The sequence below is a fragment of the Actinomadura sp. WMMA1423 genome, from assembly GCF_006547145.1.
Classification (GTDB): domain Bacteria; phylum Actinomycetota; class Actinomycetes; order Streptosporangiales; family Streptosporangiaceae; genus Spirillospora.
This window is the reverse complement of the sequence record NZ_CP041244.1, coordinates 5330726-5357331: the sequence shown is the minus strand read 5'-3', so window position 1 is coordinate 5357331 and position 26606 is coordinate 5330726. Positions and strand designations below refer to the sequence as shown.

Sequence of the window (26606 nt, the reverse complement as noted above, 5' to 3'; positions counted from 1 at the left end):
CCGATCCCTGAGCGCTCAGCGGGGGAAGCCGTTCCGGCGCGCGTAGGCGTTCAGGCCCGCCCAGTCGTCCCCGGTGTGGCTGTGCTGCGGGTCCAGGCATCCGAGGCTGATCGGCCGCCTGGCGTCGTAGCGGGGCGCGCGCGGGTCGGGTGGATCGGCGAAGTTCAGCACCTCGGCGATGTTGCGCGCCTCGGCGTCCCGCACGGTCAGCGGCTCCAGGCCCCAGCGCCACTCGATCGCCTTCAGGACGGACGTGTGGTCGTACACCTCGTGCGCGACGGCCCCGCGCCGCGCCCGCGGGGAGATCAGCAGGCACGGGACGCGGAATCCGCGCAGGCCGGTGCCGAGGTCGGGCCGCGGGTCGGGGCCCTCCGGCGGCGGGACGTGGTCGAAGAAGCCGCCCCACTCGTCGTAGTTGATCACGAAGAGGGTGCGGGGCCAGTTCGGGGAGGTGACGAGCGCGGTGTAGACCTCGTTGAGGAACGCCTGCCCGAAGCGGATGTCGGCGAGCGGGTGCTCGTCCTCGGACATGCCGGGCAGGAAGAGCTCGCCGAGGAAGCCGGGCTCGACGAAGCTGACCGCGGGCAGCCGGCCGTTGCGGGCGTCGCTGCGGAACTCCGCGATGTTGCGGCTGATGTCGAGGTGCCGCAGGCCCCACAGCGCGGTGAACGGGACGTCGCTGAAGTAGTACCGGCAGGAGACGCCCTTGGCCTTGAGCCGGTCCCAGATGGTGGTGGTCTCGGAGATCGTCAGCGAGTTGGAGATCCGGTCGGTCTGCCCGGCGTGCTGGAAGATCCGGTTGGGGAACGTGGAGGACATGACCGCGGGGAAGTAGCGGTCGCAGACCGTCCAGTCGAGGGCGGCGTGCCCGTGGAAGCCGAGGTCGGGGCCCTCGTAGTAGCCGATGGAGAACACGTCGTTGTCGTCGGCGCGCAGCCATCCGTCGCACTCGCCGCCGTTGTACTCGGTTCTGCCGCCCTGGTAGGAGTGGTCGGGGTCGCTGAAGCCGCAGCCCCACGGCACCTTCAGGTGGTGGGTGTCGTGCGCGTTGCCGTCGGCGTCGGTGAAGGTGAGCCCGGCCTGGCGGCCGTCCGCGCCGGGCAGCCAGCCCATGTAGTGGTCGAACGACCGGTTCTCCATCATCACGACGACGATGTGGTCGATGCCCGACTCCCCCGGATCGGGGAGCTCGGAGACCGGGGCGCGCTTGGCCGCGGCCAGTTCCGCCGCGTGCGCCTGGGCGGAGGACCCTCCGGCGGCGCCCGCCGCGATGACCGCCGCGGCACCCGCCGTCCCCGCGAGGAAGCCGCGTCTGGTCAGTTCGTCCGCACCCATGGCACTCCTCCCGGGATGGCAACCGCTGAGCAGTATGCGGAGCCTTGTGACGCGGGGGAAGAACGCGGGGCGTCCGCCACCGGACAAGAACGCGAAGTTTGTTCACAACCTCCTCCGGGCACCCGGCCGCCGATTCCCGCGCAGGGGGTGTGACCGGGCCGACCTCGTGGGCCACAATGAGCACGTGTCCTACTTCGCCGCCGTGTTCGCGCAGACCCCCCAGGGCTGGGTCGGGACCGAGGCCGTTCTCGCCGAGGCGGAGAACGTCGACGACGTGACCGACCTGATGCGGGAGGCCGCCGTCGAGACCTACGGCGACCCGGTCGTGCTGCTGGCCGAGCAGGACGACGACTGGTTCGCGATCGTCCGGCTCGACCGCGACGACGAGCCCCGCGCCTACGTCTCCGCCGTCCGCGAGGACGGGCTCGGCTCCCTGTTCCAGCAGCTCGTCGGCGAGGTGCCGGACGGCGATGCCGCCGGCGAGGCGGCCATCCTGGAGGACCTCGGAGTCGACGCCAAGCGGCTCGGCGACCTCGGCGAGCGCGCCCTTCCCGGCGACGCGCTCCTCTCCGTCGCCGAGCAGGCCGGGTTCGGCGAGGAGTTCGACCGCCTCCGTGACTGACGCGCGCGATCCGGTCGTCGAGCGGTTCCGCCCGGCGATGCTCCGGGCGCTGGAGGAGGCCCGCGGGGCCGCCGAGGACGGGGAGATCCCGGTCGGCGCCGTCGTCCTGGACGCGTCCGGCGAGATCATCGGAACGGGCCGCAACGAGCGCGAGCGGACCGCCGACCCCACCGGCCACGCGGAGATCGTCGCGATGCGGCGCGCGGCGGCGGCCCTCGGCGGGTGGCGGCTGTCCGGCTGCACGCTCGTCGTGACGCTGGAGCCGTGCACGATGTGCGCCGGGGCGTCGGTCCAGGCGCGGCTGGACCGCGTCGTCTACGGCGCGGTCGACCCGAAGGCGGGCGCGGTCGGGTCGCTCTGGGACGTCGTCCGCGACCGGCGGCTCAACCACCGCCCCGAGGTGATCGCCGAGGTCATGGCCGCCGAGTGCGCCGCCCCGCTAATCGAGTTCTTCGCGCGCCGCAGAGTCGGGTAGGCTCTCCCGCGGTGGTGTCGCCTAGTGGACGAGGGCGCACGCCTCGAAAGCGTGTGAAGTGCAAGCTTCCGTGGGTTCGAATCCCACCACCACCGCCATCCATCTGGCCGTGCATCCGGCCGGACGCGCTGAGGGGCGGGACCGCGGTCCCGCCCCTCAGCGCTTTTCCGTCGTCGGCGTGGTCCGCGGGCTCGGTCCGGCCGGTCGCCACCCGCGCGGCTTCGTCCCCCGTCGACTCTCGAGGAGATGACGGCGCCCGTAAAGGCGGGACCTGTGCTCTGATCAGTGCGCCGATCCCTTGACAAGTGCCGTTGCGAGCCGTCTGGCGTAGGCGATTTCGTTCTGCGCGGTGATGTTGGGGTCTTCTCTGTCACTGATGCTGATGTCAGCCGTGAGATTGTCGACGCGGAAGATCAGTCGCGGCTCATAGAAGAAGGACGGGGGATCGGTGAAGTGCCCCTCGTCCCCTATTCCGGTGAAGACGTCGCCCCCGCGTTCGCTCATCACGGCCCTGTGCGCGTTGTCGGCCCCCGTAGACCAGTTCTTACTGCTGTAGCGCCTGAACTGAACGGTGACGCTCCCCCGGTCCGCGAAGTCCTGGGGCGAGATCGACCAGGTGCACTCCTGCGAGTCCCTGGTCCCTTGCGGGCTCTTCGTCGCCGAGACCTCCGCGTTCACAATGCTGGGCGTCGGGAGGCGACCGCAGGCGGGGGGCGTGGAGAACCTTCCGTCGTCCGCCCATAGACCCTTGGAGTTCTGCAACAGGAACCAGGCGCCCGTGAGCACGGCGACGATCCCGGCGGCTGCGGGGAGCAAGAGCCTCAGGGAGATCCGCGAGGCCTGACCCTGGCCGATCGTGGGGAATGCCAGCGCCGGCGGGGTCTCCACGACCGCCCCCGTCCCGAGGCGCGGGGGCGGAGGAGATGGCGGGGGCAGAACGGGCCCCGAGACCCCTGTCCGCGCCGGAAGCGGTGCCTGCCCCGGAAGCGGTGCCTGCCCGGGAACCGACGGCAGCGCCTCCGGCCGGGGCGCGGGAACGGGACGGAGCCGCTCGGCGACGGCGCGGGCGTCCTGCGGCCGGTCGCGCGGGTCCTTGGCCAGCAGCGCGTGCACGAGCTCGTCGAGGTCTCCGGGGACGTCCGGACGTAGATCGCGCGGCCTCGGCGGATCGGTGAGAACGATCTCCCGGAGCAGTGCGCGAAAACTCTCCTCGTTGTACGGCTTCCGGCCGGTGAGCAGCGCGAACAGAACTCCGCCGAGCGCGTACAGGTCGGTCTGCGGCGTGGGGTCGTGCCCCTTGTCGAACTGCTCGGGCGCCATGTACGCGGGCGTCCCGAGGATCGCGCTGCCCGTCAGTTCCGTGACCTGGTCGGCGTACCAGGCGATTCCGAAGTCCATGACGGTCACCCGGTCACCGGGACGGACCATCACGTTGGCGGGCTTGACGTCGCGGTGCACCACACCCTGCTCGTGGGCCGCGTGCAGCGCGTCGGCGATCCCCACCGCCAGCCGCCTCGCCCGGTCGACCGGCAGCCCGTGCGGGTGGCGCTTCAGCAGCGCGGACAGATCGTCCCCGTCCAGGAGCTCCATCACCAGGAACAGCAGCCGCTCGTCCTCGCCGGCGTCGTGGACGACGACGATCCCCGGATGGCGGAGCCGGGCCATGATCTCCGCCTCCCGGCGGAACCGGCCGGTCAACCGGAGGTCGGCCTCCGCCGGCGCCGTGAGGATCTTGACGGCGACCGGACGGCCGAGCCGCTCGTCCAGGCCGCGCCATACCTCGCCCATTCCGCCGCGCCCCAGCAGTGAGTCGAGCCGGTACCTGTCCGCCAATCTCAGCCCGGTCCGCACTGATCCTCCCCGACCGTCGACAGGCATCCGGTCATGCTTACACCGCTGGACGTCCCTTTTGCCAGAGATCGCCGGACTGTCGCGCCTTTCGTGAAGTCCAGCGGACTCCGGCGTCCTTGTAATGGCGAATCGCCGGTGGCCGGGTCGCAAGGCGGGGAGAAGGCGGCGGAGCCGCGAAAGCCCCGACCGGCCGTCGGAGTCGCTGTCGAGGCCCGTGTCGCGGACGCAGGGCGGCCCCCAACGAGATGCACGCGGGCGAACTCATCAATGGCGGCCCTCGAACGCGTCCAGAACAAGCTTTCCGCCGGGAGAGGCCGTTAGGCGAACAGGCCGGAACCGTCCCCGCCCGGAAACGGGCCCGGGACTGTCAGCCGACCGTGACCAGGGCGACACCGGCCACGGCGACGGCCATGCCCACGCGCTGGACGGCCCGCAGTCGCTCGCTGTAGGCGACCCTCGCCAGCAGGACGGTGATCGCCGGGTAGAGGGACGTCAGGACGGCGGCGAGGCTGAGCATGCCGCTGTGGACCGCGATGAAGTACAGGACGTTCGCCCCCGCGTCCAGGCTGCCGGACAGCAGCGCCAGAACGATCAGCGTCCGCCCTGACAGCCTCGGGCCGGCGCCGGTGCCGCGGACCGCCAGGACCAGCAGCACCACGGCCACGATGGCGACGTTGCCGAGGCGGGCGCCGACGATCGGCCACAGCCCGGTGCCGTCCCCGGCCTGCTTCAGCAGGATGAAGAACACACCGAAGCACGTACCGGAGACGCCTGCCATGAGCGGGCCCGAGTCCAGCGGCCGGCGCCGCCCGCCGGTGCCCGCCCCGGCCTCCTCCTCGCCGCCGGCCTCCATGCTGACCAGGCCGATCGCGACGAGGCAGAGCAGGACACCGAGCAGGACGGAGGCGTCGAGCCGCTCGCCCTGGGCGACGCCCACGGCGACCGGGAGCACCGCCGCGGCCAGCGCCGACACCGGAGCGACCACGCTCATCGGGCCGCGCGCGAGGGCTCGGTAGAACGCGATCAGCCCGCCGCCGCCGCAGACGCCGGCCGCGAAACCCCAGGCCATCGGCACCGGGCTCGGGTGCCCGCCGGTGAGCAGCGCCGACACCAGCACGACCGCCAGACCGATCGGGACGCACCAGGTCAGCGCCCTGATCGCGGTCGACCCGCGGGTGACGGTGCCGCCGAGGAAGTCGGCGACCCCGTAGGCGAGCGCGGCGGACAGCGCGAGAACCGTGACCATCACCGTCCGCCGATCAGCCTGGTCCCGATCCGGACCCCGGGCGAGACGGTCCGCAGCCGCTCCGCGAGCCGGTCGCCGGCCTCGGCCAGCCTGTCCAGCGGGTACGGCTCCAGGCGCTCGAGCAGGAACAGGCCGTTCTTGGTGTCCTCGGTCAGGCGCGTCCGGACGCACTGGCGCCAGTTCCACCGCCGGCAGGTGACGCCCTGGTCGTCCCGCCAGACGACCTCGCCGGGGTTCGGGTGCTCGACTGCGGGCTCGCCGCCGGCGACCACGTCGAACGGCTCGTCGCCGGTGGCCCTGACCAGCCGCGCCGCGCCCTGGTAGGCGTCCATGTCCTCGCCGCCGATGGGCAGCGCGTACTCGACGCTCACCGCGTTGTAGGCGTCCACGACCCGGTTGATGGAGGGGAGCGCGTCGGCGCGGCGCAGCAGCGCGTCCACCGAAGGGCGGGTCCGCTGCGGTTTGGCACCGAACGCCCGGTAGGCCTCGCGCCAGGCCTCGACGTGCGGGTCCCCCGCGTCCGCCGCCTGCCCGGCCTCGGCCAGCCATCCCTCGCCGACCTCGTCGCTCGGACCGTTCCCCAGCCCCTCGGCGGTCATGACGAGCACGGCGAAGTCGGGACGCAGCTCCCGCACGGCCTCGTCCACCTCGACCCGCTCCAGCATTCCGCACCCTCCGAACGGTCACTTTAATGACATCGAAGTATCATCATACCGACCGTCAGGGGTCGTCCCAAGTCGTTTCAACGTCCGGTCACCCGGATTTCAGCCCGCCGGTGCGCCCCGGACGTGCGGGAGACTGGGGGCGGCGGACCGGAGCGAGCGGCTGGAGGGCGCTTGGGCGGGCAGGAGGCGATCGGCGAGGCCGTGGCGCGGACGGTGCGTGCGCTGCGGGCCGGGCACGGATGGAGCCTGGACGAGCTCGCCGGACGCGCCGGGGTGAGCAAGGGCGTGCTGGTCGGGCTGGAGCAGGGGCGGGGCAACCCGAACCTGGGCACGCTGATCCGGATCTCCGACGCCCTCGGGGTGGCGCTGACCCGGCTCGTCCAGGTGGAGGAGGAGCCCCCGGTGCGCCTGTTCCGGCCGGAGCGGCACGTCGTCCTGTGGCAGGGCGAGCACGGCGGGACGGGCACGCTGCTGGCCGGCAGCGATCCGCGGCCGTCGCTGGAGCTGTGGAACTGGGTGCTCCAGCCCGGCGAGACGCGCGAGAGCGACGCCCACGTCCCGGGCACCAAGGAGATCGTGTACGTCCAGGAGGGCACGCTGACACTGGGCGTGGACGGCCGCACGGACCTCGTCGAAGCGGGCGCCGCCGCCGTGTTCGCGGGTGACCGCCCCCACTCCTACGGGAACGCGGGCGAGCGGGAGGTCAGCTTCGTCCTGGCCGTCCTCGACCTCTGACAACGATCATGTGAGTGGCGGTTCAGGCGACGCGCCGGGCCCTGCCCCTCTGACAGAGATGACGCGGGGAAGCACCCCCCGGCGCGGTCAGCCCGTCCGCCGCGAGGCCGGATAGCGCACCCGCTTCTGCGGGGCGCCGTGCCGAAGCGAGCGGCGAGGCCGGCGCTCAAGGCCGTCCTCGCGGGCGCCGACCCAGGGGTCATGCGGGTCGGCGCACCGAGGTCGTATCGCTCGTCAGGGGCGATCCGTTCGCGGCCGCGGGCACGAGCTCGGGTACGCGGGCCCCATCGCCGTCGACCAGGACCGAGTGCGGCTCGTCCGCCTCGAAGGCGTGGCGCTCCCCCCACTGCCGCAGCGTGACGATCACGGGGAACAGGTCCTTGCCCGCGTCGGTGAGCGCGTAGAGCCTCCGCCTGCCCGACGGGGCGTCGACCTGGGCGAGCAGGCCGTGGGCGGTCAGCTTGCGGAGCCGGTCGGTGAGGATGTTGCGGGCGATTCCGGTGCGCTGCTGGAAGTCGGTGAACGAGCGGGCGCCGTCCATCGCGTCGCGCACGATGAGCAGGCTCCACCGGTCGCCGACCAGATCGACCGTGCGGGCGACCGGGCAGGTCGGGTCCGTCCACGCCTGGTCCTGCCGGTCGCCCGCGTCGCGCGCCATCACTCCTCCAATGAGTTGCGTATCGAAACCATTCTGGCCTACCCTCCGATCAGTTTCAAAATGAAACCAAATGGGGGTGTCCATCCATGACCCGAAGGACGAGGCTGCTGCTCGCGGCGGTGTGCGGCGTCGCGGTGGCGAGCGTCTACGCCGGGCAGCCGGTGCTGGCGCCGATGGGCCGCGACCTGGGCGTTCCGGTCGGCTCCCTTGGCCGGCTCGTGGCCGCCGGCCAGCTCGGCTATCTCGCAGGCCTGGTGCTGCTGGTGCCGTTGGGCGACATGCTCGACCGCAGGCGCCTGATCGCCGCGCACCTCGCCCTGGTGGCCGCCGGGGCGGCGACCACCGCGGCGGCCCCGGCCGCCTGGGCGGCGTTCCCCGGTCTGGCGGCCGCGGGCATGTTCGCGGTGGTGGTGCAGACCGCCGTCGCGTACACCGCGTCGGTCTCCCCGCCTGCCGAACGCGGGCGCAACCTCGGCATCGTGACCTCGGGCGTGGTGATCGGCATCCTGGGCGCGCGGATCGTGGCGGGAGTCCTCGCGGACCTGTGGGGATGGCGGAGCATCTACCTGGCCCTGGCGCTCCTCGCCGCCCTGCTCGCCGTGCTCACCCTCATCCTGCTGCCCGCCGACGCGCGCCCGGACGCGGCCCGGTACGGGCAGGTGCTCCGGTCCTTCGGCGGGCTGTTCGCGCAACCGGTGTTCCTCAGCCGCGGGCTGATCGCGTTCTTCCTGTTCGCCTCGTTCGGCACCCTGTGGAGCGGCATGGCCCTGCCGCTGGCCGGTGCGCCATGGCACCTCAATGAAGCGCAGATCGGGCTCTTCGGCATCGCCGGCCTCGCCGGGGCCCTCGGCGCCGCCCGGTCCGGACGCTGGGGCGACGCCGGGCACGCCCACCGGGTCACCGGCATCGCGCTCGTCGTGCTGCTCGCCTCCTGGGCGGCGGTCGGGCAGCTCCCGTGGTCGCTGCCGCTGCTGATCCTCGGCGTCGTCCTGCTCGACTTCGCCGTCCAGGCCGTGCACGTGAGCAACCAGCACACGCTGGCCACCGCCTACCCCGACCGCACCAGCACGACCATCGGGGCCTACATGGTCTTCTACTCCCTCGGCTCCGCCCTGGGAGCGACAGCGACCACGGCCCTGTTCGACGCCACCGGCTGGACGGGCCCCACCCTCCTAGGCGCCGTCCTCACCCTCTGCGCCCTGGCAACCTGGGCGCTCTCCAGCCCCCGCACGACAGGCAACGCCCCCGTCACCCCGAGCCCGGCCAGGCAAAACACCCCCGCCCGCGCGACCAGAACGTACGCAAAGACGGACTGCAAGTGAAGCCCGACCATGCGCACCCCCGGGACATGCGTGAAGGCGGGACATGCGTGAAGGCGGGAGCGGATGGAGACGTCCGCGCCACGCGTGATCGCCTTGGCGGGTGTCGGCGAGGATGCGGGCGCGACGACGACCCCGACGGTGAAGCCCGACTCCTGCGGGCACCAGGTCAGCTCGCGGGAGGCACGGGGCGGGCGTGACCGCGGGGCGGGGGGGACGACATCCCATCAGCGATCAACAGCCCCTGACCACCGGTGAAGGCACGCTCTGACCTCAGGACTCGAAGTCCAGGTGGCGGAAGTGCTCACTCACCTACCAGGCACCGAGTCTGCCTGAACGGCAACCCCGGCACTTCCCATTAGGTGGTGAGGCGGACGGGCATGGCCAGGTAGCGGTAGCCGGTGTCGGCGCCTTCGGGGGCGGAGTCCTCGTCGTCCTTCTTGTCGGGGATGGCGGTGAGGAGGGCGGCCTTGGTGGGGCCGGAGCATTCGAGGCGGGCGTACTCGGTGTCGATGCCCGCGAGGCCGTCCAGCAGGTACTGGGGGGCGAACGCGATGTCGATGTCGTCGCCGTCGAGGCGGGCGCCGAGGCTCTCGTTGGCGCGGGCGGAGTCGCCGGTGGCGGCGCGGACGCGGACCTCGTCGGCGGTGAAGGCCAGCCGGACCGGGGTTCCGCGCTCGGTGACGAGGGCGGCCCGCTTGATCGCCTCGACGAACGGGGCGACGCGGATCTCGGCGACCGACGTCCAGGTGCCGGTGAGCCGCGACCGGTAGTTGATGTACTGGTCGTCGAGGAGGCGGCTGGTCATGCTGCGGCCGCCGCCGGAGATGCCGATGAGGGTGTCGGCGGTGCCGCCGAGGCCGATGGAGACGTCCGCGCCGCGCTTGATCGCCTTGGCGGTGTCGGCGAGGGTGCGGGCGGGGACGACGACCCCGGCGGTGAAGCCCGGGTCCTGCGGGAACCAGGTCAGCTCGCGGGCGGCGATGCGGTAGCGGTCGGTGCAGGCGAGCCACATCGTGTCGCCCTCGATGTCGACGCGGACGCCGGTGAGCATGGGCAGGGTGTCGTCGCGCCCGGCGGCTGGGGTGACCTGCGCGACGGCGGCGGCGAACAGGTCGCCGGGGACGGTGCCGGCCTGGGCGGGCGGCTCGGGGAGGGTGGGGTAGTCCTCGACGGGGAGCGTGAGGAGGCCGAACTCGGCGGGGCCGCAGCGGACGACGACCTCGGAGCCCTTGGTGAAGACCTCGACGGGCTGGTTCGGGAGGTTGCGCACGATGTCGGACAGCAGCCGCCCCGGCACCAGGGCGCGGCCCGGTTCCGCCACGGCCGCCTCGTCGGTGGCGCGGGCGGACACCTCGTAGTCGAACGCGGCGAGGGTGAGCGCGCCCTGCTCGGTGACCTCGATGAGCATGCCCGCGAGGACGGGGAGCGCGGGACGCGCCGGCAGCGTCCGCGCGGCCCACGCCACCGCGTCGGCGAACGGCTGGCGGTCGACTCGGAACTCCACCTCGATCAGCCCTTCTCAGGTCGGGACGGCCATCACGAGCACGGTAGCCCGGCCCTCCGACATTCCGGCGCGCGGGTCAGAAGAGCACGTTCTCCGAGGCGCTGATCCCGCGTTCGAAGTCGAGGAGGCGGCGCTTGCGGTCGAGGCCGCCGCCGTAGCCGGTGAGGGAGCCGGTCGAGCCGATGACGCGGTGGCAGGGGACGATCACGCCGACCGGGTTGCGCCCGTTGGCCAGGCCGACCGCGCGGGAGGCGGTGGGGCTGCCGATCTCGACGGCGAGTTCGCCGTAGGTGACGGTCCGGCCGTACGGGATCTCCTGGAGCGCCGCCCAGACGCGCTTCTGGAAAGGCGTCCCGTGGAGGCGGAGCGGCAGGTCGAACTCGGTCAGTTCCCCTGCGAAGTACGCCTTGAGCTGTTCGGCGACGGACGCGAAGGGTTCGTCTGCGGGGTCGCCGGGTGCACCGAAGGTCTCCTCGAGCGGGCGGTGGCGCTGCATCTCCATGTAGAGGCCGGACAGGGCGCCGTCGGTGGCGACCAGGGTGAGCGGCCCTACGGGGCTTTCTATGACGACGTGCGTAGGTTCCACGGCGGGTCCTTCAGTTCGCGGGAAGCAGGTTGATGGGATGGTCGAGGACGGCCCACAGGTACTGGACGGCGTAGGCGCGCCAGGGTCGCCATTGTGCGGCGCGCCGGGTGAGCGCCGCAGGCGTGGCGGGGAGGTCGAGCGTCGCGGCGGCTGCCCGGATGCCCAGGTCTCCGGGGATGAACGCGTCCGGGTCGCCTAGGGCGCGCATGGCGATGCTCTCGATGGTCCACGGCCCGAAGCCGGGGAGGGCCGACAAGCGCGCGCGGGCCTCGTCCCAGTCGCTCCCCACGCCTAGGTCGATCTCCCCTTTCGCGAGGGCGTCGACAAGGGTCATGAGGGTGGTGCGGCGGGTCTTGGGGAAGGCGAGGGCCTCCGGGTCGAGTTCGGCAAGGGCGGTGGGGGTCGGGAAGAGGTGTGTCAGCCCGCCGCCTGGGTCGTCTATGGGGTCGCCGTAGGCGGTGACCAGGCGCGCCGCATGGGTGCGAGCGGCCGCCGTCGACACCTGCTGGCCCAGGACGGCACGGACGGCGAACTCGGGCGCGTCCACAGTGCGGGGCACGCGCCGCCCAGGAGCCTTGCCGATGAGCGGAGCGAGCACGGGGTCGGTGCGGAGCAGGTCGTCCACGGCGACGGGATCGGCGTCGAGGTCGAGCATCCAGCGGCAGCGGCTGATGGCTATGGGGAGGTCGCGCAGGTCGCTGAGGACGAGCGTGCAGGCGACGTGGTCCGGCTGGGGCCGCAGGGTGGCGATGCCGTGTCCGTGGGGCAGCCGCATGGCGCGGCGGAACGCGCCGTCCCGCCACTCCTCGACGCCCGGGACGGCGGTGGCGGCGAGGTGCCCGAACAGGTTGTCGGGGCACAGCGGGGCCCGGAACGGAAGCCGCAGCGACAGCGAACCGGACCCGGCCGGCGGGTGCCCCTTGGCCACGCGGTCGCGCAGCGCGGACGGGGTGAGGGCGAACACCTCGCGGACGGTGTCGTTGAAGGAGCGGATGCTGGCGAAGCCCGCCGCGAACGCCACATCGCCCATGGGGAGGGCCGTCGTCTCGATGAGGAGCCGCGCCGTCTGCGCGCGCTGGGCCCGTGCCAGGGCGAGCGGGCCCGCGCCCAGTTCGGCGTTGAGCTGGCGCTCGATCTGGCGTGTGCTGTAGCCGAGCCGTGCGGCGAGGCCGGGGACGCCCTCCCGGTCGACGACGCCGTCCCCGATAAGGCGCATGGCCCGCGCCACGACGTCTGCGCGGTGGTTCCACTCCGGGGATCCCGGGGACGTGTCCGGGCGGCACCGCTTGCAGGCCCGGAACCCGGCCTGCTGGGCGGCGGCGGCGCTCGGGTAGAAGCGCATGTTCTCCGGCTTGGGCGGCACCACGGGGCAGCTCGGACGGCAGTAGATCCCGGTGGTCACGACCCCGGTGAAGAACCATCCGTCGAAGCGGGCGTCCTTCGACTGGACGGCCCGCACGCACCTCTCCACGTCCTCGTGCATGCCTCCAGCATCACCGATGGTCAGGGGGATCCACTGGCGGAAATCCGACATCATCGTCGCGGTCCAGGTCAGCGGAGGCGCGGGCATGACCTCCCAGGTAATCGATCTTCCGTCGCGGACCCGGCAGCGTGGTGGTCATCGGGGCGACGAACCCGAACGATCAGACGGGAGTCATGACATGAGCGATGTGCAGCAGCGGGTCGAGCGCTACCTGGCCGTGTGGAACGAGACCGACCCGGCCGCGCGGCGCGCCGCGATCGACGAGCTGTGGACGGAGAACCCTGTCTACGTCGACCCGCTCGGCGTCGCCGAGGGCCGGGACGCGATCGACGCGTTCGTCGGCGGCGCGCAGCAGCAGTTCCCCGGCCTGGTGTTCCGCGCGGCGGGGACGGTGGACGCCCACCACAACGTGGCCCGCTTCACCTGGGAGCTCGGGCCCGAGGGCGGAGAGGCGCTCGTGGTCGGCTTCGACGTGGCGACGTTCGACGACGAGGGCCGGTTCGACCGGGTGACCGGGTTCCTCGACAAGGTGCCGTCCTGACCCCTGGCCTGCATGGCGGGGGGCGCGTGCCGGACGCCCGCGACGTCCGGCACGCTCTGTTCGCACCTTGCCGCAGCCCTGCCGCGGCGTTCAGAGTTGCCGCAGCGCTCCCCCGTCCACGGCCCATTCGGCGCCGGTGACCTGGGCGGCCAGCGGCGACAGCAGGAAAACGATGACCCGTGCGACGTCCTGGGGCGTCCCAAGGCGTCCCGTAGGAAGCCGCCGCTCGTCCTGAACGAATCGTTGGATCGCCTCCTCAACCGGTAGGCCGTACTGGTCGGCCAGTTGGTCGGCGAACCCTCCCGGCTCGTCCCAGAGGCGCGTACGTGTGGGACCGGGCGCGACGACGTTGGAGCGGATCCCGCAGGGGCCGAACTCCCCCGCCAGCGTCTTGGACACCGACAGCAGCGCCGTCTTGGACGCCGCATAGTCGACCAGCGGCGTATCAGGGAACCGGGCGGCCTCGCTGGACACGTGCACGATGCTCCCGGCCCCCTGGTCGATCAGCGCAGGCAGCGCGGCGCGGGCCATGCGCACGGCCGCGTGCAGGTTCAGCTCGAACGTCGCGTGCCATTGGGCGTCGGTGACGTCGAGGAACCCGATTCGGGATTCCAGGGCGCCGGCGTTGTTGACGAGGCCGTCCAGGCGCCCGTGCCGCTCCAGCGCGACGTCCACGACGCGTTGGGCCGCCTCGGGGCGGGTGAGGTCGGCGGCCACGTCGACGGGGGAGCGCGCCACCCGGACGGTATGGGCGCCCTCGCGGGCCAGGAGGGCGGCGGTCGCCTCGCCGATCCCGGCGGACGCGCCGGTCACGATGTAGACCCTGCCTTCGAGTTCGAGGTCCATGGCGTCTCCTAGGAGCGGCGCAGGAACGACCCGGCGAGGGCCGCGCCCGAGAGGACGATCACGACGTTCACGGCCGTCGCCGTGTGGACGCCGCCGAGGACGGACGCGTTCGCGGTGGCCACGGCGCTCATCACGGGGATGCCGAGAGTGATCGCGACCTGCTGCGTCATCGTGGCGAGCCCGGTCGCGAGGCCCTGCTCGCCGTCCGGCAGCCCGGACGTCGCGATCCCCATGAACGCGACGATCGCGACGAGGTTCCCGAATCCCCCGATCGCCGTGGCGGCGAGCAGCAGGCCGAGGCCGCCGCGCGACTCCCCGAGGCCCAGCAGCGCGGCGGTCGCGGCGGCCTGCAGGACCAGCCCGGACACGAGCGTCACCCGGCCGCCGAACCGCCCCATGATCCGGGGCGCGGCGACGCCTCCGGCGAACGTCCCGGCGCCGAGGACGCCGAGCGCCAGCCCGGTGGCCAGCGGCGAGAAGTCCAGGACCCGCTGGAGGTAGAGCGTCATCAGGAACACCAGGGACGTCTCCGTGGCGAACGCGACGAACCCGCCCACGTTGCCCCAGGTGACGGTGCGCCGGGTGAGGACGCTCAGCGGCGCGAGCGGGGCCGGCGAGCGCCGCTCGACCAGCACGAAGGCGGCAAGCAGCACTGCACCGCCGGCCAGCGTGCCGAGGGCGGCGGGGGAGCCCCAGCCGGCCGATCCGGCGGAGGTGATCCCGTAGACGAGGGCGAGGAGGCCGCCGGTCACGGTCACAGCGCCCGGAACGTCCAGCCTCGCCCCGTCGCGGGACCGGCTCTCCGCGACCACGGCGGGCGTGACCGCGAAGATCAGCACCGCCACCGGGACGTTGACCAGGAAGGCCCAGCGCCAGCTCAGCAGGTCGGTGAGCAGGCCGCCGAGGATCGCGCCGACGGTGAACCCGGCCGACATCAGCGCGCCGCTGAGCCCGAGCGCCCGCGTCCGCAGCGGCCCCTCCGGGAACGACGTGGTGAGCAGGGAAAGGGCGGCCGGGGTCGCGATCGCGGTGGCCAGGCCCTGGAGGACGCGTCCGGTGAGCAGCACCGCGGGCGAGGTGGCCAGCCCGCCGACCAGCGAGCCCACGGCCAGGAGGGCCATGCCCAGCAGCAGCATCCGGCGCCGTCCGGCCAGGTCGGCCACGCGGCCGAACAGCAGCGTGAACCCGGCGGCGGGCAGGGCGAACGCCGTGGCGATCCACTGGAGCTCGTCCAGGCCGAAGCCCAGGCCTCGGCCGACGACGGGCAGCGCCACGTTCAGGATGGAGAAGTCGATGGCGAGCATGAACTGCGCGCCGAGTAGGAGGGTCAGAACCAGCTTGTGCCGTGACGCCATCCGCTCTGGGGGAGCGGACACGGCGGTGGTGAGTGCGGTCATGGCAGAGACCCTCGTCGCACTGGCCGCGCCTACCCAGTCCCCGCGCGTTCGTACCACTCCCGGTGGCAGGCTCAGCGACCTTGGAGGGAGAACCAACCTGGCTCCCTGGCGTGACGGCCGTCCGGCACGGGCCTCCTTAGGCTCAACAGCGTTCAGCCAGACCGACCAGGAGGAATCCCTTGCGTGGCAAGCTTTCTGCCCTCGCCCTAGCCGCGGTCAGCGTGACCGCCCTCAGCGCATGCGACGTGGCATTCGCTTCCACCTACGAGGACGACGCCAAGCTGGCGGGCAAAATCACCGCCGTGAAGCTGGACGACATCGGATCGGGCGGTGTGACGCTGCACGGTGGCGCGTCGAAGACGTCCCTGCACCGGACCCTCAAATATCGGGGTGACAAGCCGGCCGGGCCGACGCACCGCATCGAGAACGGCGTCCTGATGCTGCGCGGCTGCGGCTCTCGCTGCTCGGTGAACTACACGCTCGAACTCCCGGCGGGCCTCCCCGTCTCCGGGAGCACCTCGAACGGCTCGATCGCGCTGTCCAAGGTGGGTGCGGTGGACGTCACCACCCATTCGGGTTCCGTCCAGCTGGACGGGGTCGCGGGTCCGGTCAAGGCCAGGACGTCCAACGGCAAGATCCGGGGGAGCGGCATCAAGGGCGGCGTCGAGGCCGAGACGTCCAACGGCTCGATCACCCTGGCGCCCGGTTCGCCGCAGAACGTCCGCGCGAAGACGTCCAACGGCGACATCACGCTGACGATGCCGCAGGGGCACTACCGCGTCAGCGCCAACAGCAGCAACGGCGACCGCAAGCTCGGCATCCAGGACGACTCGTCCGCCCGGTACCTGCTCGACCTGAGCACCAGCAACGGCGACATCACCACCGGAATCGCCTGACCCGAGGACGGTCAGGTCAGCGCGTTCAGACGGGTTACGGCGTACTGCCGCATCTTCTCGTCGTGCAAGGAGTCGGCGACGTCGCGAGCCCGCTCGTACATGGCGATGGCATCGCCCTTAGCGCCGATGTCGCGGAGGCACCCGGCGAGCTTGCACAGCGTCCATCCCTCCATGAGCCGATCCCCCTTCCGGGTGGCGACGCCCAGTGCGGCTTCGAGGGCGTCCTTGGCGCGGTCGCGCTTCCCGCGCCCTCGGGCGGACTCGCCGAGGTCGTACCAGACCCAGCCGGCGCGGCGGAGGTCACCGGCCGCCTCCGCGGCATGGGCGGCGTCCAGGAACAGGGACTCGGCCATCTCAGGATCATTCAGCTTCAACAGGGCGCGTGCCTGCCCCACCAGGGCCTCGACATGGATCTCCGGGTGGTCGAGGGAGGCGGTCACGCCCTCGTTGTAGAGGTCATTGGCGACCTCGGCGTCGCCACGCGCCAGTGCGAGTCCGCCGAGATTGCACAGATTCCATGCCCGGAGCACGGTGTCGCCGACCTCCTCGGCGGCGGCGAGCGCCGCGGCGAACGCCTCTCCGGCCGGCCCGTCCTCCCCGCGGTGGCGCAGGCAGACGCCGAGACCGTCCAGCGCCCAGCCCTCGTCCCGGCGGGCCCCGACGGCGGCGGACGCGTCCCGGGCCCGCTCGAACACGCCCTCGGCGCGGTCGAGCCTGCCCGAGGAGCGGGCGGCGTGCGCCTGGTCCAGCAGGCTGCTCGCCGCCAGAACGCGGTCCCCGGCCGCGGCGGCGATCGCGTGCAGGCCGAACGCGATGCCCTCCGCGCGGGCGTGCTCGTGCGCGGCGCGCGCGTCCGCGTACGCCGCCTGGAGCTGCTCCACCTGCGGGCGGCGGCTCACGGCCTCGCGGAGCGACCGGACGGACGGCCGGTCCGCCGGGTCCTTGGCGAGCGCCCGGCGGACGACGTCGCGCAGCCAGCCGGGAACGCCGCTGAGATCGGGCTCCATGTTGAAGATCTGGCTGATGATCGCCGGCGCCGAGTCCGCGGGGAAGCAGGGCCGGCCGGTCGCGGCGTAGGCCATGACGGCACCCCAGCCGAAGACGTCCGCCGCCCCGGTCGGCTTCCTGTCCTCCAGTACCTCGGGCGCGATGTAGCGCAGGGTGCCGACCGGCCTGGTCGTGATGCGGGTGCTGTCGACGTGGTGGGCGACGCCGAGGTCGATGAGCACCGGCTCCCCGCCCGCGATGACGATGTTGGCCGGTTTGACGTCCCGGTGGACGAGCCCGGCTCCGTGGACGGCGTCGAGGGCCTGCGCAAGCCCGAGCCCCAACCGGCCGAGGTCCTGCGACGCGAGCGGTCCGTCGGCCATGACCGCGTCCAGGGACCGCCCCTGGACGTACTCGGTGACCAGGTAGGGGGTCGGGCCCGCGAGGTCGGCGTCCACGAACGCGGCGACGTTGGGGGCCGCGACCTTGCGGAGCGCGGCGACCTCCCGCTCGAACCTGCGGCGCCCGTCCTCGCTCTGGCCGGCGAGCCGGTTCATCGTCTTCACCGCGACGATCCGCCCGTCCGGTGCGCGTCCCAGATGGACGGCCCCCATGCCGCCCTCACCCAGTTCGCACAGCAGCTCGTACGGCCCGAACCGTCGTGGGTACATCCGGCCCCCCGCCACATGCCAGGACAAGTGGGGACAACGGTAACGCGCGAGGCGGCCCCGGATAGCCTCGGCGGCATGGCGCGCAACGGCGAGCTTGGCGAGTTCCTGAAGTCGCGGCGGGCGCGGCTGCGTCCCGAGGACGCCGGCCTCCCCTCCTACGGGACACGGCGCCGCGTCCCCGGGTTGCGGCGCGAGGAGCTGGCGCAGCTGGCCGGGGTCAGCGTCGCGTACTACATCAGGCTGGAGCAGGGCACGGCCGACGGCGTGTCCACCGAGGTCCTGGACGCGATCTCGCGGGCGCTGCGGCTGGACGGCGACGAGCACGTCCACCTGCACCGGCTCGCGCACCCGCCGCGCCGCGCGCCCGTCACCGCGCCTCCCCGCCTGCGGGCCCCGCTCCAGCACCTGCTCGACTCGTTCACGCACGCGCCCGCCTACGTCGTCGGGCACTACACGAACGTGGTGGCGTGGAACCGGCTCACCGCGGCCGTGTTCGTCGACCTGGCGAACGTCCCGCCGGACGAGCGGACCTGGTCCCACCAGATCCACCTGAACGCCGACTACAAGGCACGGCTCGGCGACAACTGGCGGACGGTGGCCCGCCGCAACGCCGCGTACCTGCGGTTCCGCTCCGGCCAGGATCCGGACGACCCGCACCTGCGCGCGGTCATCGACTGCCTGCGGGAGCGGAGCCCGGAGTTCGGCCGCCTGTGGTCGGCCCACCACGTCACGGACCTGACGCACGGCGAGGCCCGCATCGACCACCCCGAAGTGGGACGGCTGGTCCTGCCGTTCGAGACCCTGCACCTGCCCGGCGACCCCGACCTCAGCCGCCTCATGCTCTACGCGGCCGAACCGGGCTCCCCCTCAGAAACGGCCCTGCGCGAGCTGGCAGAGACCTCCGCCCACCTCGCCAGCGCCGACCTCGCCTAACGCGGCATGGCGACCGCTTACTGGAAGTACTGGCTCATTGGGCGGCCGTCCGAAAGTGGGCGTCGCGGTCGGCCGTGGCCAGGGCCGTGTTGAGCAGGGCCACCACCGCGAAGGCGATGCCCGCCGCAGGGTGACCGACGCCGCAGAGGGCAAGCGCTCCCGCACTGAATACGGCGGCCTTCACCAGCAGGACGAGCGGCAGCGCGATTTTGAACCGGGCCCGTGGCGCGGCGAACATCCCCCACAGGACGATCGCGGCGGCCGGGGCTCCGAGGCCGAGGACGATGTCGACCAGCAGGTTCCCGCTCGCCGTGAAGCCCCACCACGCGAGGGCGGCGATGGCGACCAGTTCCAGCAGGAAGGCGAGGCCTTCGTTAAGGGCGTGCAATGCCCCGGGTAGACGCACGCCGATACGGTACTCCTGTGGACGAGATCTCCTGGCAGGAGGACGGCCGGGACCATCGCGTCCGCTGGCGGTCGGAGAGCGGCGCGCCGCCGCCCCGCCGTGTGGTGGTCGCCGACGACGAGACGCGCGCGGACGACGCCTACCGCCTGGCCTGCGAAGGAACGGCGCTGCTGTGGCGCGGCGACTTCCAGAACGCGCGGCAGCTCCTCAAGGCCATGGCGCGCCGGATCGACCGTCCGCCACGGCGACGTAGGAACAAGCCCGGACCGGAGAAGGCGCAGGCTTTCCACCTCTACCGGCAGGCACGCGCCCAGCGCGCGCGGACGCTCGGCATGCTGCTCATACCGTTCGACCCCGGTCATGTGATTCCGCTACGGCGGGCACCGAACGTCCAGGACGCCTGCACGGAGGCCTACGGGCCGGACGACCAGTCCTACGTCGCCTCATTGCGTGAACTGCTCGGCCTTGTCGGTGCCCACGAATGGCGCGAGAAGGGCGTTCCGATCCCCGCGCTGGGCGGGGACCTCATCCACCCGCACTACGGCGTCTTCTCGCCCATCAGGGGCGAATACGTGGACCTGGTGAGCGAGGCACCGCTCCCGTCTACGAAGACGGCGTTCGACATAGGGACTGGTACGGGCGTCCTAGCGGCGGTCCTGGCTCTTCGTGGGGTCGAGCGTGTCGTCGCCACAGACCAGGATCCGCGCGCGCTGGCCTGCGCCCAAGAGAACGTCGACCGGCTGGGGGTGAACGTCGAGGTCGTCCAAGCCGACCTCTTCCCGGACGGACGCGCCGGTCTGGCGGTCTGCAATCCCCCGTGGGTTCCGGCCAAGCCGAGCACGCCGCTGGAGCACGCCGTCTACGACCCGGGCAGCCGCATGCTGCGGGGATTCCTGTCCGGCCTGGCCGACCACCTGGAACCGGGCGGGGAGGGCTGGCTGATCCTGTCCGACCTGGCCGAGCACCTGGGGCTCCGCACCCGTGACGAGCTCCTGGAGATGATCGCCTCATCCGGCCTGCGGGTCGCGGGCAGGCTCGACACCGCGCCGCGCCATCCGCGCGCGGCCGACCCCGACGACCCTCTCCACGCGGCCCGCGCCGCCGAGACCACCTCCCTCTGGCGGCTCACGGCGGGGTGACGGCGGTCAGACGTGGCTGCGGTGCGCGGTCTCGGGGCCGATGACGCGCAGCAGGTCGAGGGCCTCGATGCTGTCGGTGCCGGGCGGCGGCGTGAAGACGAAGAGCCGCTGGTCCTCGGCGGGGGTCAGCAGCGCCTCGGTGTCGAACTCGATGAGCCCGACCTCCGGGTGCACGACCTTCATCCGGCTGGTGCGCGGGACGGCGACCTCGTGCTTGTCCCAGAGCCGGGTGAACTCGGCGCTGGCCGCGTGCAGCCGCTGGACCAGCGCGGACGCGGCGGCGTCGTTGCCCCGGCGCGCGACGGCCGCCCGCAGGCCGGCGACGTGCCGGCGGCCGTGCCGCTCGTGCTCCTCCTCCGGGTAGGCCTCCCGGACGAACGGGTCGGCGAACCACCGCCACACGATGTTGCGATCGGGCTCGTCCACCGTGCAGACGCACCCGAAGAGGGTCTCGGAGAGGGCGTTCTGCGCCAGCAGGTCGCCGAGGTCGCCGATGATCTGCGCCGGCGTCTCGTGCAGCCGGTCCAGCAGGTAGAGCATGCTCGGCCGGACGTACTCGCCCGCCAGCGGCCCGGCGGGCGGCCGGTGCCCGGCGAGGACGTACAGATGGTCGCGCTCGTCGATCGTCAGGCGCAGCGCGCGGGCGAGCGCGCCGAGCAGCTGGGTGGACGGCTGCGGGCTCCGGGCCTGCTCGAGGCGCATGTAGTAGTCCGCCGACATCCCCGCGAGCTGCGAGACCTCCTCCCGGCGCAGCCCCGGCGTGCGGCGCCGGGGGCCCGCCGTCAGCCCGACCTCCTGCGGGCGGAGCCGCTCGCGGGAGCGGCGGAGGAAGTCGGCGAGCTCCTTGCGGTCCATCTCCATGTCCCCATGATTCCGCGCCGGCCCGGATGTCCGAAGAGCTGAGACTGGGACCGCTTGTCCTAGCCAGAACGGTCCGCTCCTCATCGCGGCCCGGCGCTGGAAGCGTCGATGACGTCCGGAAACGGCATCGACCGAAGGGACGGCCCCCATGCCGAAGCTCACCGTTGGAAACACCACCGTCTCCTACCGCGCGGAGGGGTCGGGGCCCGCCCTCGTCCTCGTCCACGGCGTCGGGCCCGGCTCCTCCATGTGGGACCTGATGCTCGACCGGTTCACCGACCACCGCACCGTCCTCCTGCCCGACCTGGGCGGGAGCGACCTCGCCGAGGACGACGGCTCTCCGCTGGCCGTCGAGGCGCTCGCCGAGCAGGTCGGCGCCGTGATCGAGGACGCCGGGGCGGGCCCCGCCGACGTGGTCGGGTTCTCGCTCGGCGCGCCGACCGCGGCGGCGGCCGCCGCGCTCCGCCCGGACCTCGTCCGGCGGCTGGTGACCGTTGCGGGGCTTTCCCACGGGGGCGACGAGTACATCCAGCAGCACATGACCCTCTGGCTCGGCCTGGCCGGCGCCCCGGACAGTTTCGGGCGTTTCGCCACGCTCACCGCGCTCAGCCGCACGTTCCTCAACCAGATCGGGCACGACGCGGTCGAGCAGCAGCACGCGTTCATGGGCCGGCCGGAGGACCGGCTGCGGCAGATCGAGCTGGTCAAGCGGCTCGACATCCGGCCGCTGCTGCCCCGGATCACGGCGCCCACGCTGGTGATCGGGGCGACCCGCGACCAGACGGTCCCCGTGGAGAACCACCGGGAGCTGTTCGCGGGCATCGACGGCAGCGAGTACACCGAGCTCGACACCGGCCACGTCGTCATGGCGGAGCAGTCCGACGAGTTCGTCAAGCTCGTCCGGGACTTCCTCGACCGCCCCTGACCCGTACGCGGGGGCCGCTCAGCCGGGTACTCCGGACACCGGGCTGGGCGGACCCTGGTCACCGGGCGCGCGCACCGAGCACCATGGGGAACATGCGTCCCATCGATCAGCAGACCATCCTCATCACGGGGGCGACCGACGGGCTCGGCCGCGCCCTCGCCGCCGAACTGGCCGCCGAAGGCGCCACGATCCTCGTCCACGGGCGGGACGACCGGCGCGGCGAGGCGACCCTCAAGGAGATCGGCGGCAGGGCCTCCTGGTACCGGGGCCGACCTTTCGTCGCTGGCCGAGACCCGCGTGCTCGCCGAGGCCGTCCGCGCCGACCACCCCCGGCTGGACGTGCTCGTCAACAACGCGGGCATCGGCCGCGACGGCCCGCGCGAGGAGAGCGCGGACGGCCACGAGCTGACGTTCCAGGTGAACTACCTGTCCGGCTACCTGCTGACCCGGCTCCTGCTCCCCACCCTGATCGCCTCGGCGCCGGCGCGGATCGTCAACGTCAGCAGCCTCGGCCAGCAGGCCATCGACTTCGACGACGTGATGCTCACCCGCGGGTACGACGGGCTGCGGGCCTACCGCCAGAGCAAGCTCGCCCAGATCCTGTTCACGATCGACCTCGCCGCCGAGCTGGCCGGGACGGGTGTCACCGCGAACGCCCTGCATCCGGCCACCTACATGCCGACGAAGATGGTGACCACCTCGCCGATCAGCACACTGGAGGAGGGCGTCCGCGCGACCCACCGCCTCGTCACCGATCCCGCCCTGGACGACGTGTCCGGCCGATTCTTCAACGGACTCCGGGAGGCGCGCGCGGACGCCCAGGCCTACGACGCCGACGCCCGCGCCCGTCTCAAGGCACTCTCGGACGAGCTCACCTCCCCCTGACGCGGCGGAAGAACGCCTGGACATCGGGGGTGAGCAGCTCCGGTGCCTCGACGGCCGGGAAGTGGCCGCCGCGGTCGAACTCCGTCCAGTGGACGACGTCGTAGACGCCCTCCACGCGGCGCCGCACCGGCCGGACGAGATCGTGCGCGAACACCGCGATCCCGACCGGAACGGGGCACGGGACGGGCGGACCGCCACGCTCGGCGTTCGCCCTGTGCAGCCGCGACGAGGACCCTGCCGTGCCGGTGAGCCAGTAGAGCATCACCGTCGTCAGCAGGCGGTCGTCGTCGACGCCGCTCGCGGGGTCCGTCCATTCGGTGACCTTGTCCGCGATCCAGGCGAGCTGGCCGACGGGGGAGTCGGTCAACCCGTACGCGACGGTCTGGGGACGGGTCGACTGAATCTGCCAGTAGCCGGCGGGGTTCGCCAGGTACTCCCTCTGGCTCACCAGCCGTTCCTTGTCGTCCGGCGACAGTTCGTCGTCGTCGCCTGGGGGCGACCCCATGTAGTTGAAGTGGACGCCCACGACGTGGTCAGACGCCACCGCTCCCAACGCGTTCGAGATGGGCCAGCCCCAGTCGCCGCCCTGCGCGCCGTAGTGCTCGTAGCCGAGCCGTTCCATCAGCGTGGCCCATGCCCGCGCGATGCGGTTCACGTCCCATCCGGCCTCGTGTGTGGGGCCGGACAGGGTGAACCCCGGAAGGGACGGGATCACGAGGTGGAACGCGTCCGCCGGGTCGCCGCCGTGCGCGCGGGGGTCGGTGAGCGGCCCGATCACGTCCAGGAAGTCGGCGACCGTGCTGGGCCATCCGTGCGTGATGATCAGCGGCAGCGCGTCCGGCTCGGGTGAGCGGACGTGCAGGAAGTGGATGTCCGCCCCGTCGATCTCGGTCGTGAACTGCGGGAACGCGTTGAGCCTCGCCTCCTGCGCCCGCCAGTCGAAGGTCGTCCGCCACCGCTCGGCCAGCTCCTTCACGCGGGCGAGCGGGATGCCGTGGTCCCAGCCGATGCCGGGCAGCTCGTCCGGCCACCGCGTGCGGTCCAGCCGCGCTGCGAGGTCGTCGAGGTCGGCCTGCGGGAACTCCAGGCGGAACGGCGTGATCTCAGACATTCGGGGCCTCCCAGATCGGACGGGCCTCGATCCGCGTGAGGCGCCAGCCGTCCCCCGTCCGGGCGGCGCGCAGCTCGTAGCGCTCGCCGAGCATGCGCAGGCCCTCCTCGCGGGCGAAGACCACCATGAGGTTCGCGCTGATCGCGGCCCGGTCGCCGTCCACGTCGATGAGCGGGTCGGTGATGAAGTGCTGGGTCGGCACGGTGTGGTTCTTGCGCGCCTGCGCGACTAGGGCGTCGGCCCCCTTCGCGACGCCGCCCAGGGTGTGGGCCTCGGCGTCCTCGGTGAAGATGCCCCGCCCGCCGTCGGGGCTCTTGTCGTCCAGCCACCGCCCCAGGCGGCTGACGAGCGCGGACAGTTCGGAACGGTCGTCCATGTCTCCTCATTTCATTGGCTGCGCCAACATTGGTGAGACCAACATAGATGATTGTTGGCCTCACCAACAACCCCTAGACTGATCCGCATGATGACGTCCGACGCCCGGACGCCCGCGCGGCTCCGGCGCACCCCGAGCTGGTTGATCAACCTGGTGTCGGCGCAGAGCCACCGCCTGGTCTCCGAGGGATTCACCGCGGCCGGCGCACGCGGGTACCACTACCGGCTGCTCGCCGCCCTGGACGAGTACGGCCCGTCCAGCCAGGCCGACCTCGGCCGCCGCGCGGGCATCGACCGCAGCGACGTGGTCGCCGCGGTGAACGAGCTGGCCGCGAAGAACATGGTCGACCGCTCCCCCGACCCGTCCGACCGGCGCCGCAACGTCATCACGCTCACCCCCGAGGGCTCCCGCCACCTGGCGGAACTGGACGAGGTCGTTATCCGCATCCAGGACGACCTGCTCGCCCCGCTCTCACCGGACGAACGCACCCGGCTCGCCGACCTGCTGGCCCGCGTCGCCGACCACCACGCCGAGAACCGCCGCTCCGGATAATCGCTGGTGATAGTTGGACAATCCAACCTAGAGTGGCGTGTCCCCCGACCGAGGAGCCGCCCATGCCGCCTGCCGTCCGCTTCGCCGAGCTGCCGACCACCGCGATGAAAGCCCTGCTGGAGGACGACCTGGAGGGCGCCGGCGCGGTCGCCGGGGTGCCCCTCACCGACTACTTCACCACCGACGAGGCGAAGCACCTGTGGCGCTTCCGCCTCGCCCAACTCGACCGCGACCCGTCCCACGCGCCCTGGATCGTCCGGGCCGCCGTCACCGAGCCGGAAGGCGTGGTCGTCGGCCACGCGGGCTTCCACGGCGCCCCCGACGAGAACGGGACCGTCGTGATCGCCTACTCCGTGGACCCGGCGCACCGCCGCAAGGGCTACGCCCGCGCGATGCTCACCGCCCTCCTGGACCGCGCCGCCGCCGAACCGTCCGTCAGGACCGTCCGCGCCACGATCAGCCCCGACAACGAGGCGTCCCTGGCGACCATCGCAGGCCAGGGCTTCACCCACGTCGGCGAGCAGTGGGACGAGGAAGACGGCCGCGAATTGATCTACGACCGCCCCGCCCGCCCCCGTTAGGCCCCGGCCGTGGTTCACCGACCTCCGGCGGCCCGCTCGACCCTCCGCCGCCACCAGGCGCCCGCCTCCACACGCGACATACCGAGGTGCTGGGCGATGAAGTCTTCGACCGGGACGGTGGGAGCCCCGTCGCGGATCTCCCGAATCCGGGCTGTGACTTCGTCGCCGGACGGACGCCGCGCCCGCGCCCGGATACTCCACACGCCCAGAAACCGCTGGAGGGCGGCGTAACCGGTCCCGCTCTCCACGGCCGCGGAGGCGAGCTTCCTGTACTGGGCGAGAAAGTAGGCCCGCTCCTCCTCGGGAAGCCGCCGCAAGAGGACCTGCGGGTCTTGCGCCGCGCCGGTGTCGGTCACTTGCCCTCCTTCAGTAGGGCGGTGGCCCGGCGCGCGGCCTTCGGGTCGGCGACGACGAGCATGCCGAGCAGCGTGTCGGCGTCCGAGGCCGAGACGCGCCGGGTCGCCTCCCAGCCACCGCGCTCGTCCCGCGCGATCACCCATCCGGGAAAGAGATGCCGGAGCAGCAGCAAGGTGACGGAGTCATCCGTCCGCAGGCGTCGGCTCAGTGAAGCTTGGCCCACGTGGCCTTCCCCCCTTCATTGAGCGGACGGACGCCCCACTCCCGCACCAGCTCCGTCAAGAGGACGAGCCCCCGGCCAGACGTCGCGTCGGCGTCCTCCGGCTGCACCACCGGACGTCCCTCCCCGGCGTCCCACACCTCCACGACCACCGCCCCGTCGCCCTCGTCGCGGAACACCCGCACAACGATCGGCCCCTCCCCGTGCCGGAAGGCGTTGGTGACCAGCTCGCACACCACGAGCCGCGCCACGTGGTCGTCCTCGATCCCCCACTCCACGAACCGCTCGGCCACAAACCCCCGCGCCAGCCGCGGAGCCCACTCATTCGCCTCCAACACGAGCGGTGGAACCTCGCAACCCACTGCACTCCGCATCGCAACCACCTCTGACCTCGGGTGAGATGTGTGAACTGCGACACAGCGTCTCGCCGCGAAGCTATC

The 26606-nt window shown here is 72.4% G+C and carries 30 protein-coding genes, 1 tRNA gene and 1 pseudogene; 14 read left to right on the top strand and 18 right to left on the bottom strand.

The window, feature by feature from the left end:
- Positions 1 to 15: 15 nt before the first annotated feature.
- The gene (locus FKD65_RS24895; protein ID WP_141579771.1) at positions 16 to 1335 is read right to left on the bottom strand and encodes an alkaline phosphatase family protein; all 1320 of its coding nucleotides are present in this window, start codon (positions 1333 to 1335) and stop codon (positions 16 to 18) included.
- 184 nt (positions 1336 to 1519) lie between these two features.
- On the opposite strand from FKD65_RS24895, the gene FKD65_RS45045 reads away from it, so the two are divergent.
- The 3 genes from FKD65_RS45045 (at position 1520) to FKD65_RS24880 (ending at position 2530) form a co-directional block, all read left to right on the top strand.
- Complete coding sequence (locus tag FKD65_RS45045) at positions 1520 to 1957, top strand: hypothetical protein (RefSeq protein ID WP_205718246.1); 438 nt, start codon at positions 1520 to 1522, stop codon at positions 1955 to 1957.
- A gap of 37 nt (positions 1958 to 1994) precedes the next feature.
- Complete coding sequence (tadA, locus tag FKD65_RS24885; RefSeq protein ID WP_205718898.1) at positions 1995 to 2432, top strand: tRNA adenosine(34) deaminase TadA; 438 nt, start codon at positions 1995 to 1997, stop codon at positions 2430 to 2432.
- Between the two features lie 10 nt (positions 2433 to 2442).
- A tRNA-Ser gene (locus FKD65_RS24880) sits at positions 2443 to 2530 on the top strand.
- 184 nt (positions 2531 to 2714) lie between these two features.
- On the opposite strand, the gene FKD65_RS24875 is transcribed toward FKD65_RS24880, so the two are convergent.
- The 3 genes from FKD65_RS24875 to FKD65_RS24865 form a co-directional block, all read right to left on the bottom strand.
- The gene (locus FKD65_RS24875) at positions 2715 to 4283 is read right to left on the bottom strand and encodes a serine/threonine-protein kinase (protein ID WP_168221173.1); all 1569 of its coding nucleotides are present in this window, start codon (positions 4281 to 4283) and stop codon (positions 2715 to 2717) included.
- A 367-nt stretch (positions 4284 to 4650) separates the two neighbouring features.
- Entirely contained in the window at positions 4651 to 5529 is an 879-nt protein-coding gene (locus FKD65_RS24870) for an EamA family transporter (protein WP_141579767.1), read from the bottom strand.
- Positions 5529 to 6194: a B3/4 domain-containing protein gene (locus FKD65_RS24865; RefSeq protein WP_141579766.1), complete on the bottom strand. Its 666-nt coding sequence runs from the start codon at positions 6192 to 6194 to the stop codon at positions 5529 to 5531. The genes FKD65_RS24870 and FKD65_RS24865 overlap by 1 nt, the downstream gene beginning before the upstream one ends.
- 171 nt (positions 6195 to 6365) lie before the next feature.
- Between FKD65_RS24865 and FKD65_RS24860 the strand changes: the two genes are divergently transcribed.
- Complete coding sequence (locus FKD65_RS24860) at positions 6366 to 6929, top strand: helix-turn-helix domain-containing protein (protein WP_141579765.1); 564 nt, start codon at positions 6366 to 6368, stop codon at positions 6927 to 6929.
- 199 nt (positions 6930 to 7128) lie between these two features.
- Here FKD65_RS24860 and FKD65_RS24855 read toward each other — a convergent pair whose 3' ends face one another.
- On the bottom strand, positions 7129 to 7587 hold the full coding sequence (locus tag FKD65_RS24855) for a helix-turn-helix domain-containing protein (protein ID WP_141579764.1): 459 nt from the start codon (positions 7585 to 7587) through the stop codon (positions 7129 to 7131).
- Between the two features lie 86 nt (positions 7588 to 7673).
- Here FKD65_RS24855 and FKD65_RS24850 point away from each other — a divergent pair, with 86 nt between their 5' ends.
- Entirely contained in the window at positions 7674 to 8909 is a 1236-nt protein-coding gene (locus tag FKD65_RS24850) for an MFS transporter (protein WP_141579763.1), read from the top strand.
- A gap of 355 nt (positions 8910 to 9264) precedes the next feature.
- On the opposite strand, the gene dnaN is transcribed toward FKD65_RS24850, so the two are convergent.
- The 3 genes from dnaN to FKD65_RS24835 form a co-directional block, all read right to left on the bottom strand.
- Complete coding sequence (gene dnaN, locus FKD65_RS24845) at positions 9265 to 10413, bottom strand: DNA polymerase III subunit beta (RefSeq protein ID WP_141579762.1); 1149 nt, start codon at positions 10411 to 10413, stop codon at positions 9265 to 9267.
- A gap of 76 nt (positions 10414 to 10489) precedes the next feature.
- Positions 10490 to 10999, bottom strand: coding sequence for a methylated-DNA--[protein]-cysteine S-methyltransferase (locus FKD65_RS24840; protein ID WP_141579761.1), 510 nt, complete (start codon positions 10997 to 10999; stop codon positions 10490 to 10492).
- Positions 11000 to 11009: 10 nt separating this feature from the next.
- Positions 11010 to 12482 (bottom strand): AlkA N-terminal domain-containing protein, encoded by a 1473-nt coding sequence (locus FKD65_RS24835; protein WP_141587054.1) that lies wholly within the window; start codon positions 12480 to 12482, stop codon positions 11010 to 11012.
- Positions 12483 to 12660: 178 nt separating this feature from the next.
- On the opposite strand from FKD65_RS24835, the gene FKD65_RS24830 reads away from it, so the two are divergent.
- On the top strand, positions 12661 to 13023 hold the full coding sequence (locus tag FKD65_RS24830; protein ID WP_141579760.1) for a nuclear transport factor 2 family protein: 363 nt from the start codon (positions 12661 to 12663) through the stop codon (positions 13021 to 13023).
- Positions 13024 to 13113: 90 nt separating this feature from the next.
- On the opposite strand, the gene FKD65_RS24825 is transcribed toward FKD65_RS24830, so the two are convergent.
- Both FKD65_RS24825 and FKD65_RS24820 read right to left on the bottom strand, forming a co-directional pair.
- The gene (locus FKD65_RS24825) at positions 13114 to 13869 is read right to left on the bottom strand and encodes an SDR family NAD(P)-dependent oxidoreductase (RefSeq protein ID WP_141579759.1); all 756 of its coding nucleotides are present in this window, start codon (positions 13867 to 13869) and stop codon (positions 13114 to 13116) included.
- 8 nt (positions 13870 to 13877) lie between these two features.
- Positions 13878 to 15266, bottom strand: a complete 1389-nt coding sequence (locus FKD65_RS24820) for an MFS transporter (protein WP_141579758.1) — start codon at positions 15264 to 15266, stop codon at positions 13878 to 13880.
- Between the two features lie 245 nt (positions 15267 to 15511).
- Between FKD65_RS24820 and FKD65_RS24815 the strand changes: the two genes are divergently transcribed.
- Entirely contained in the window at positions 15512 to 16162 is a 651-nt protein-coding gene (locus FKD65_RS24815; RefSeq protein WP_205718245.1) for a DUF4097 family beta strand repeat-containing protein, read from the top strand.
- Between the two features lie 11 nt (positions 16163 to 16173).
- On the opposite strand, the gene FKD65_RS24810 is transcribed toward FKD65_RS24815, so the two are convergent.
- Positions 16174 to 17820: a serine/threonine-protein kinase gene (locus FKD65_RS24810; RefSeq protein ID WP_141579756.1), complete on the bottom strand. Its 1647-nt coding sequence runs from the start codon at positions 17818 to 17820 to the stop codon at positions 16174 to 16176.
- A gap of 75 nt (positions 17821 to 17895) precedes the next feature.
- On the opposite strand from FKD65_RS24810, the gene FKD65_RS24805 reads away from it, so the two are divergent.
- Entirely contained in the window at positions 17896 to 18753 is an 858-nt protein-coding gene (locus FKD65_RS24805) for a helix-turn-helix domain-containing protein (RefSeq protein ID WP_205718244.1), read from the top strand.
- Positions 18754 to 18787: 34 nt separating this feature from the next.
- On the opposite strand, the gene FKD65_RS24800 is transcribed toward FKD65_RS24805, so the two are convergent.
- Positions 18788 to 19159, bottom strand: coding sequence for a YrdB family protein (locus tag FKD65_RS24800; protein ID WP_240809586.1), 372 nt, complete (start codon positions 19157 to 19159; stop codon positions 18788 to 18790).
- Positions 19160 to 19176: 17 nt separating this feature from the next.
- Here FKD65_RS24800 and FKD65_RS24795 point away from each other — a divergent pair, with 17 nt between their 5' ends.
- Positions 19177 to 20298, top strand: a complete 1122-nt coding sequence (locus FKD65_RS24795) for a class I SAM-dependent methyltransferase (protein ID WP_240809585.1) — start codon at positions 19177 to 19179, stop codon at positions 20296 to 20298.
- Between the two features lie 6 nt (positions 20299 to 20304).
- Here FKD65_RS24795 and FKD65_RS24790 read toward each other — a convergent pair whose 3' ends face one another.
- Positions 20305 to 21159, bottom strand: coding sequence for a helix-turn-helix transcriptional regulator (locus tag FKD65_RS24790; RefSeq protein WP_141579753.1), 855 nt, complete (start codon positions 21157 to 21159; stop codon positions 20305 to 20307).
- 148 nt (positions 21160 to 21307) lie between these two features.
- Here FKD65_RS24790 and FKD65_RS24785 point away from each other — a divergent pair, with 148 nt between their 5' ends.
- From FKD65_RS24785 to FKD65_RS24780, 3 genes and pseudogenes are all read left to right on the top strand, one after another.
- Entirely contained in the window at positions 21308 to 22084 is a 777-nt protein-coding gene (locus tag FKD65_RS24785; protein WP_141579752.1) for an alpha/beta fold hydrolase, read from the top strand.
- An 83-nt stretch (positions 22085 to 22167) separates the two neighbouring features.
- Positions 22168 to 22272, top strand: a pseudogene (locus tag FKD65_RS46110) (short-chain dehydrogenase); the annotation flags it as partial.
- A gap of 109 nt (positions 22273 to 22381) precedes the next feature.
- Positions 22382 to 22969: an SDR family NAD(P)-dependent oxidoreductase gene (locus FKD65_RS24780; protein ID WP_254714466.1), complete on the top strand. Its 588-nt coding sequence runs from the start codon at positions 22382 to 22384 to the stop codon at positions 22967 to 22969.
- Here the strand turns inward: FKD65_RS24780 and FKD65_RS24775 are convergent.
- Together FKD65_RS24775 and FKD65_RS24770 are read right to left on the bottom strand one after the other, a co-directional pair.
- The gene (locus FKD65_RS24775; protein ID WP_141579751.1) at positions 22956 to 24080 is read right to left on the bottom strand and encodes an epoxide hydrolase family protein; all 1125 of its coding nucleotides are present in this window, start codon (positions 24078 to 24080) and stop codon (positions 22956 to 22958) included. The two genes, FKD65_RS24780 and FKD65_RS24775, sit on opposite strands and share 14 nt — an antisense overlap.
- A complete protein-coding gene (locus tag FKD65_RS24770) occupies positions 24073 to 24456 on the bottom strand; it encodes a nuclear transport factor 2 family protein (protein ID WP_141579750.1) in 384 nt (127 codons plus the stop codon). The genes FKD65_RS24775 and FKD65_RS24770 overlap by 8 nt, the downstream gene beginning before the upstream one ends.
- Before the next feature lie 87 nt (positions 24457 to 24543).
- On the opposite strand from FKD65_RS24770, the gene FKD65_RS24765 reads away from it, so the two are divergent.
- On the top strand, positions 24544 to 25008 hold the full coding sequence (locus FKD65_RS24765) for a MarR family transcriptional regulator (RefSeq protein ID WP_141579749.1): 465 nt from the start codon (positions 24544 to 24546) through the stop codon (positions 25006 to 25008).
- A gap of 62 nt (positions 25009 to 25070) precedes the next feature.
- Positions 25071 to 25589: a GNAT family N-acetyltransferase gene (locus tag FKD65_RS24760; protein WP_205718243.1), complete on the top strand. Its 519-nt coding sequence runs from the start codon at positions 25071 to 25073 to the stop codon at positions 25587 to 25589.
- Positions 25590 to 25603: 14 nt separating this feature from the next.
- Here FKD65_RS24760 and FKD65_RS24755 read toward each other — a convergent pair whose 3' ends face one another.
- The 3 genes from FKD65_RS24755 to FKD65_RS44395 are packed head-to-tail and all read right to left on the bottom strand — an operon-like array spanning position 25604 to position 26504.
- Positions 25604 to 25945, bottom strand: a complete 342-nt coding sequence (locus FKD65_RS24755) for a DUF6247 family protein (protein WP_141579748.1) — start codon at positions 25943 to 25945, stop codon at positions 25604 to 25606.
- A complete protein-coding gene (locus FKD65_RS24750; RefSeq protein WP_141579747.1) occupies positions 25942 to 26169 on the bottom strand; it encodes a hypothetical protein in 228 nt (75 codons plus the stop codon). Before FKD65_RS24750 ends, FKD65_RS24755 begins: the two co-directional genes overlap by 4 nt.
- The gene (locus FKD65_RS44395) at positions 26151 to 26504 is read right to left on the bottom strand and encodes an ATP-binding protein (protein WP_168221172.1); all 354 of its coding nucleotides are present in this window, start codon (positions 26502 to 26504) and stop codon (positions 26151 to 26153) included. Before FKD65_RS44395 ends, FKD65_RS24750 begins: the two co-directional genes overlap by 19 nt.
- Positions 26505 to 26606: the final 102 nt, after the last annotated feature.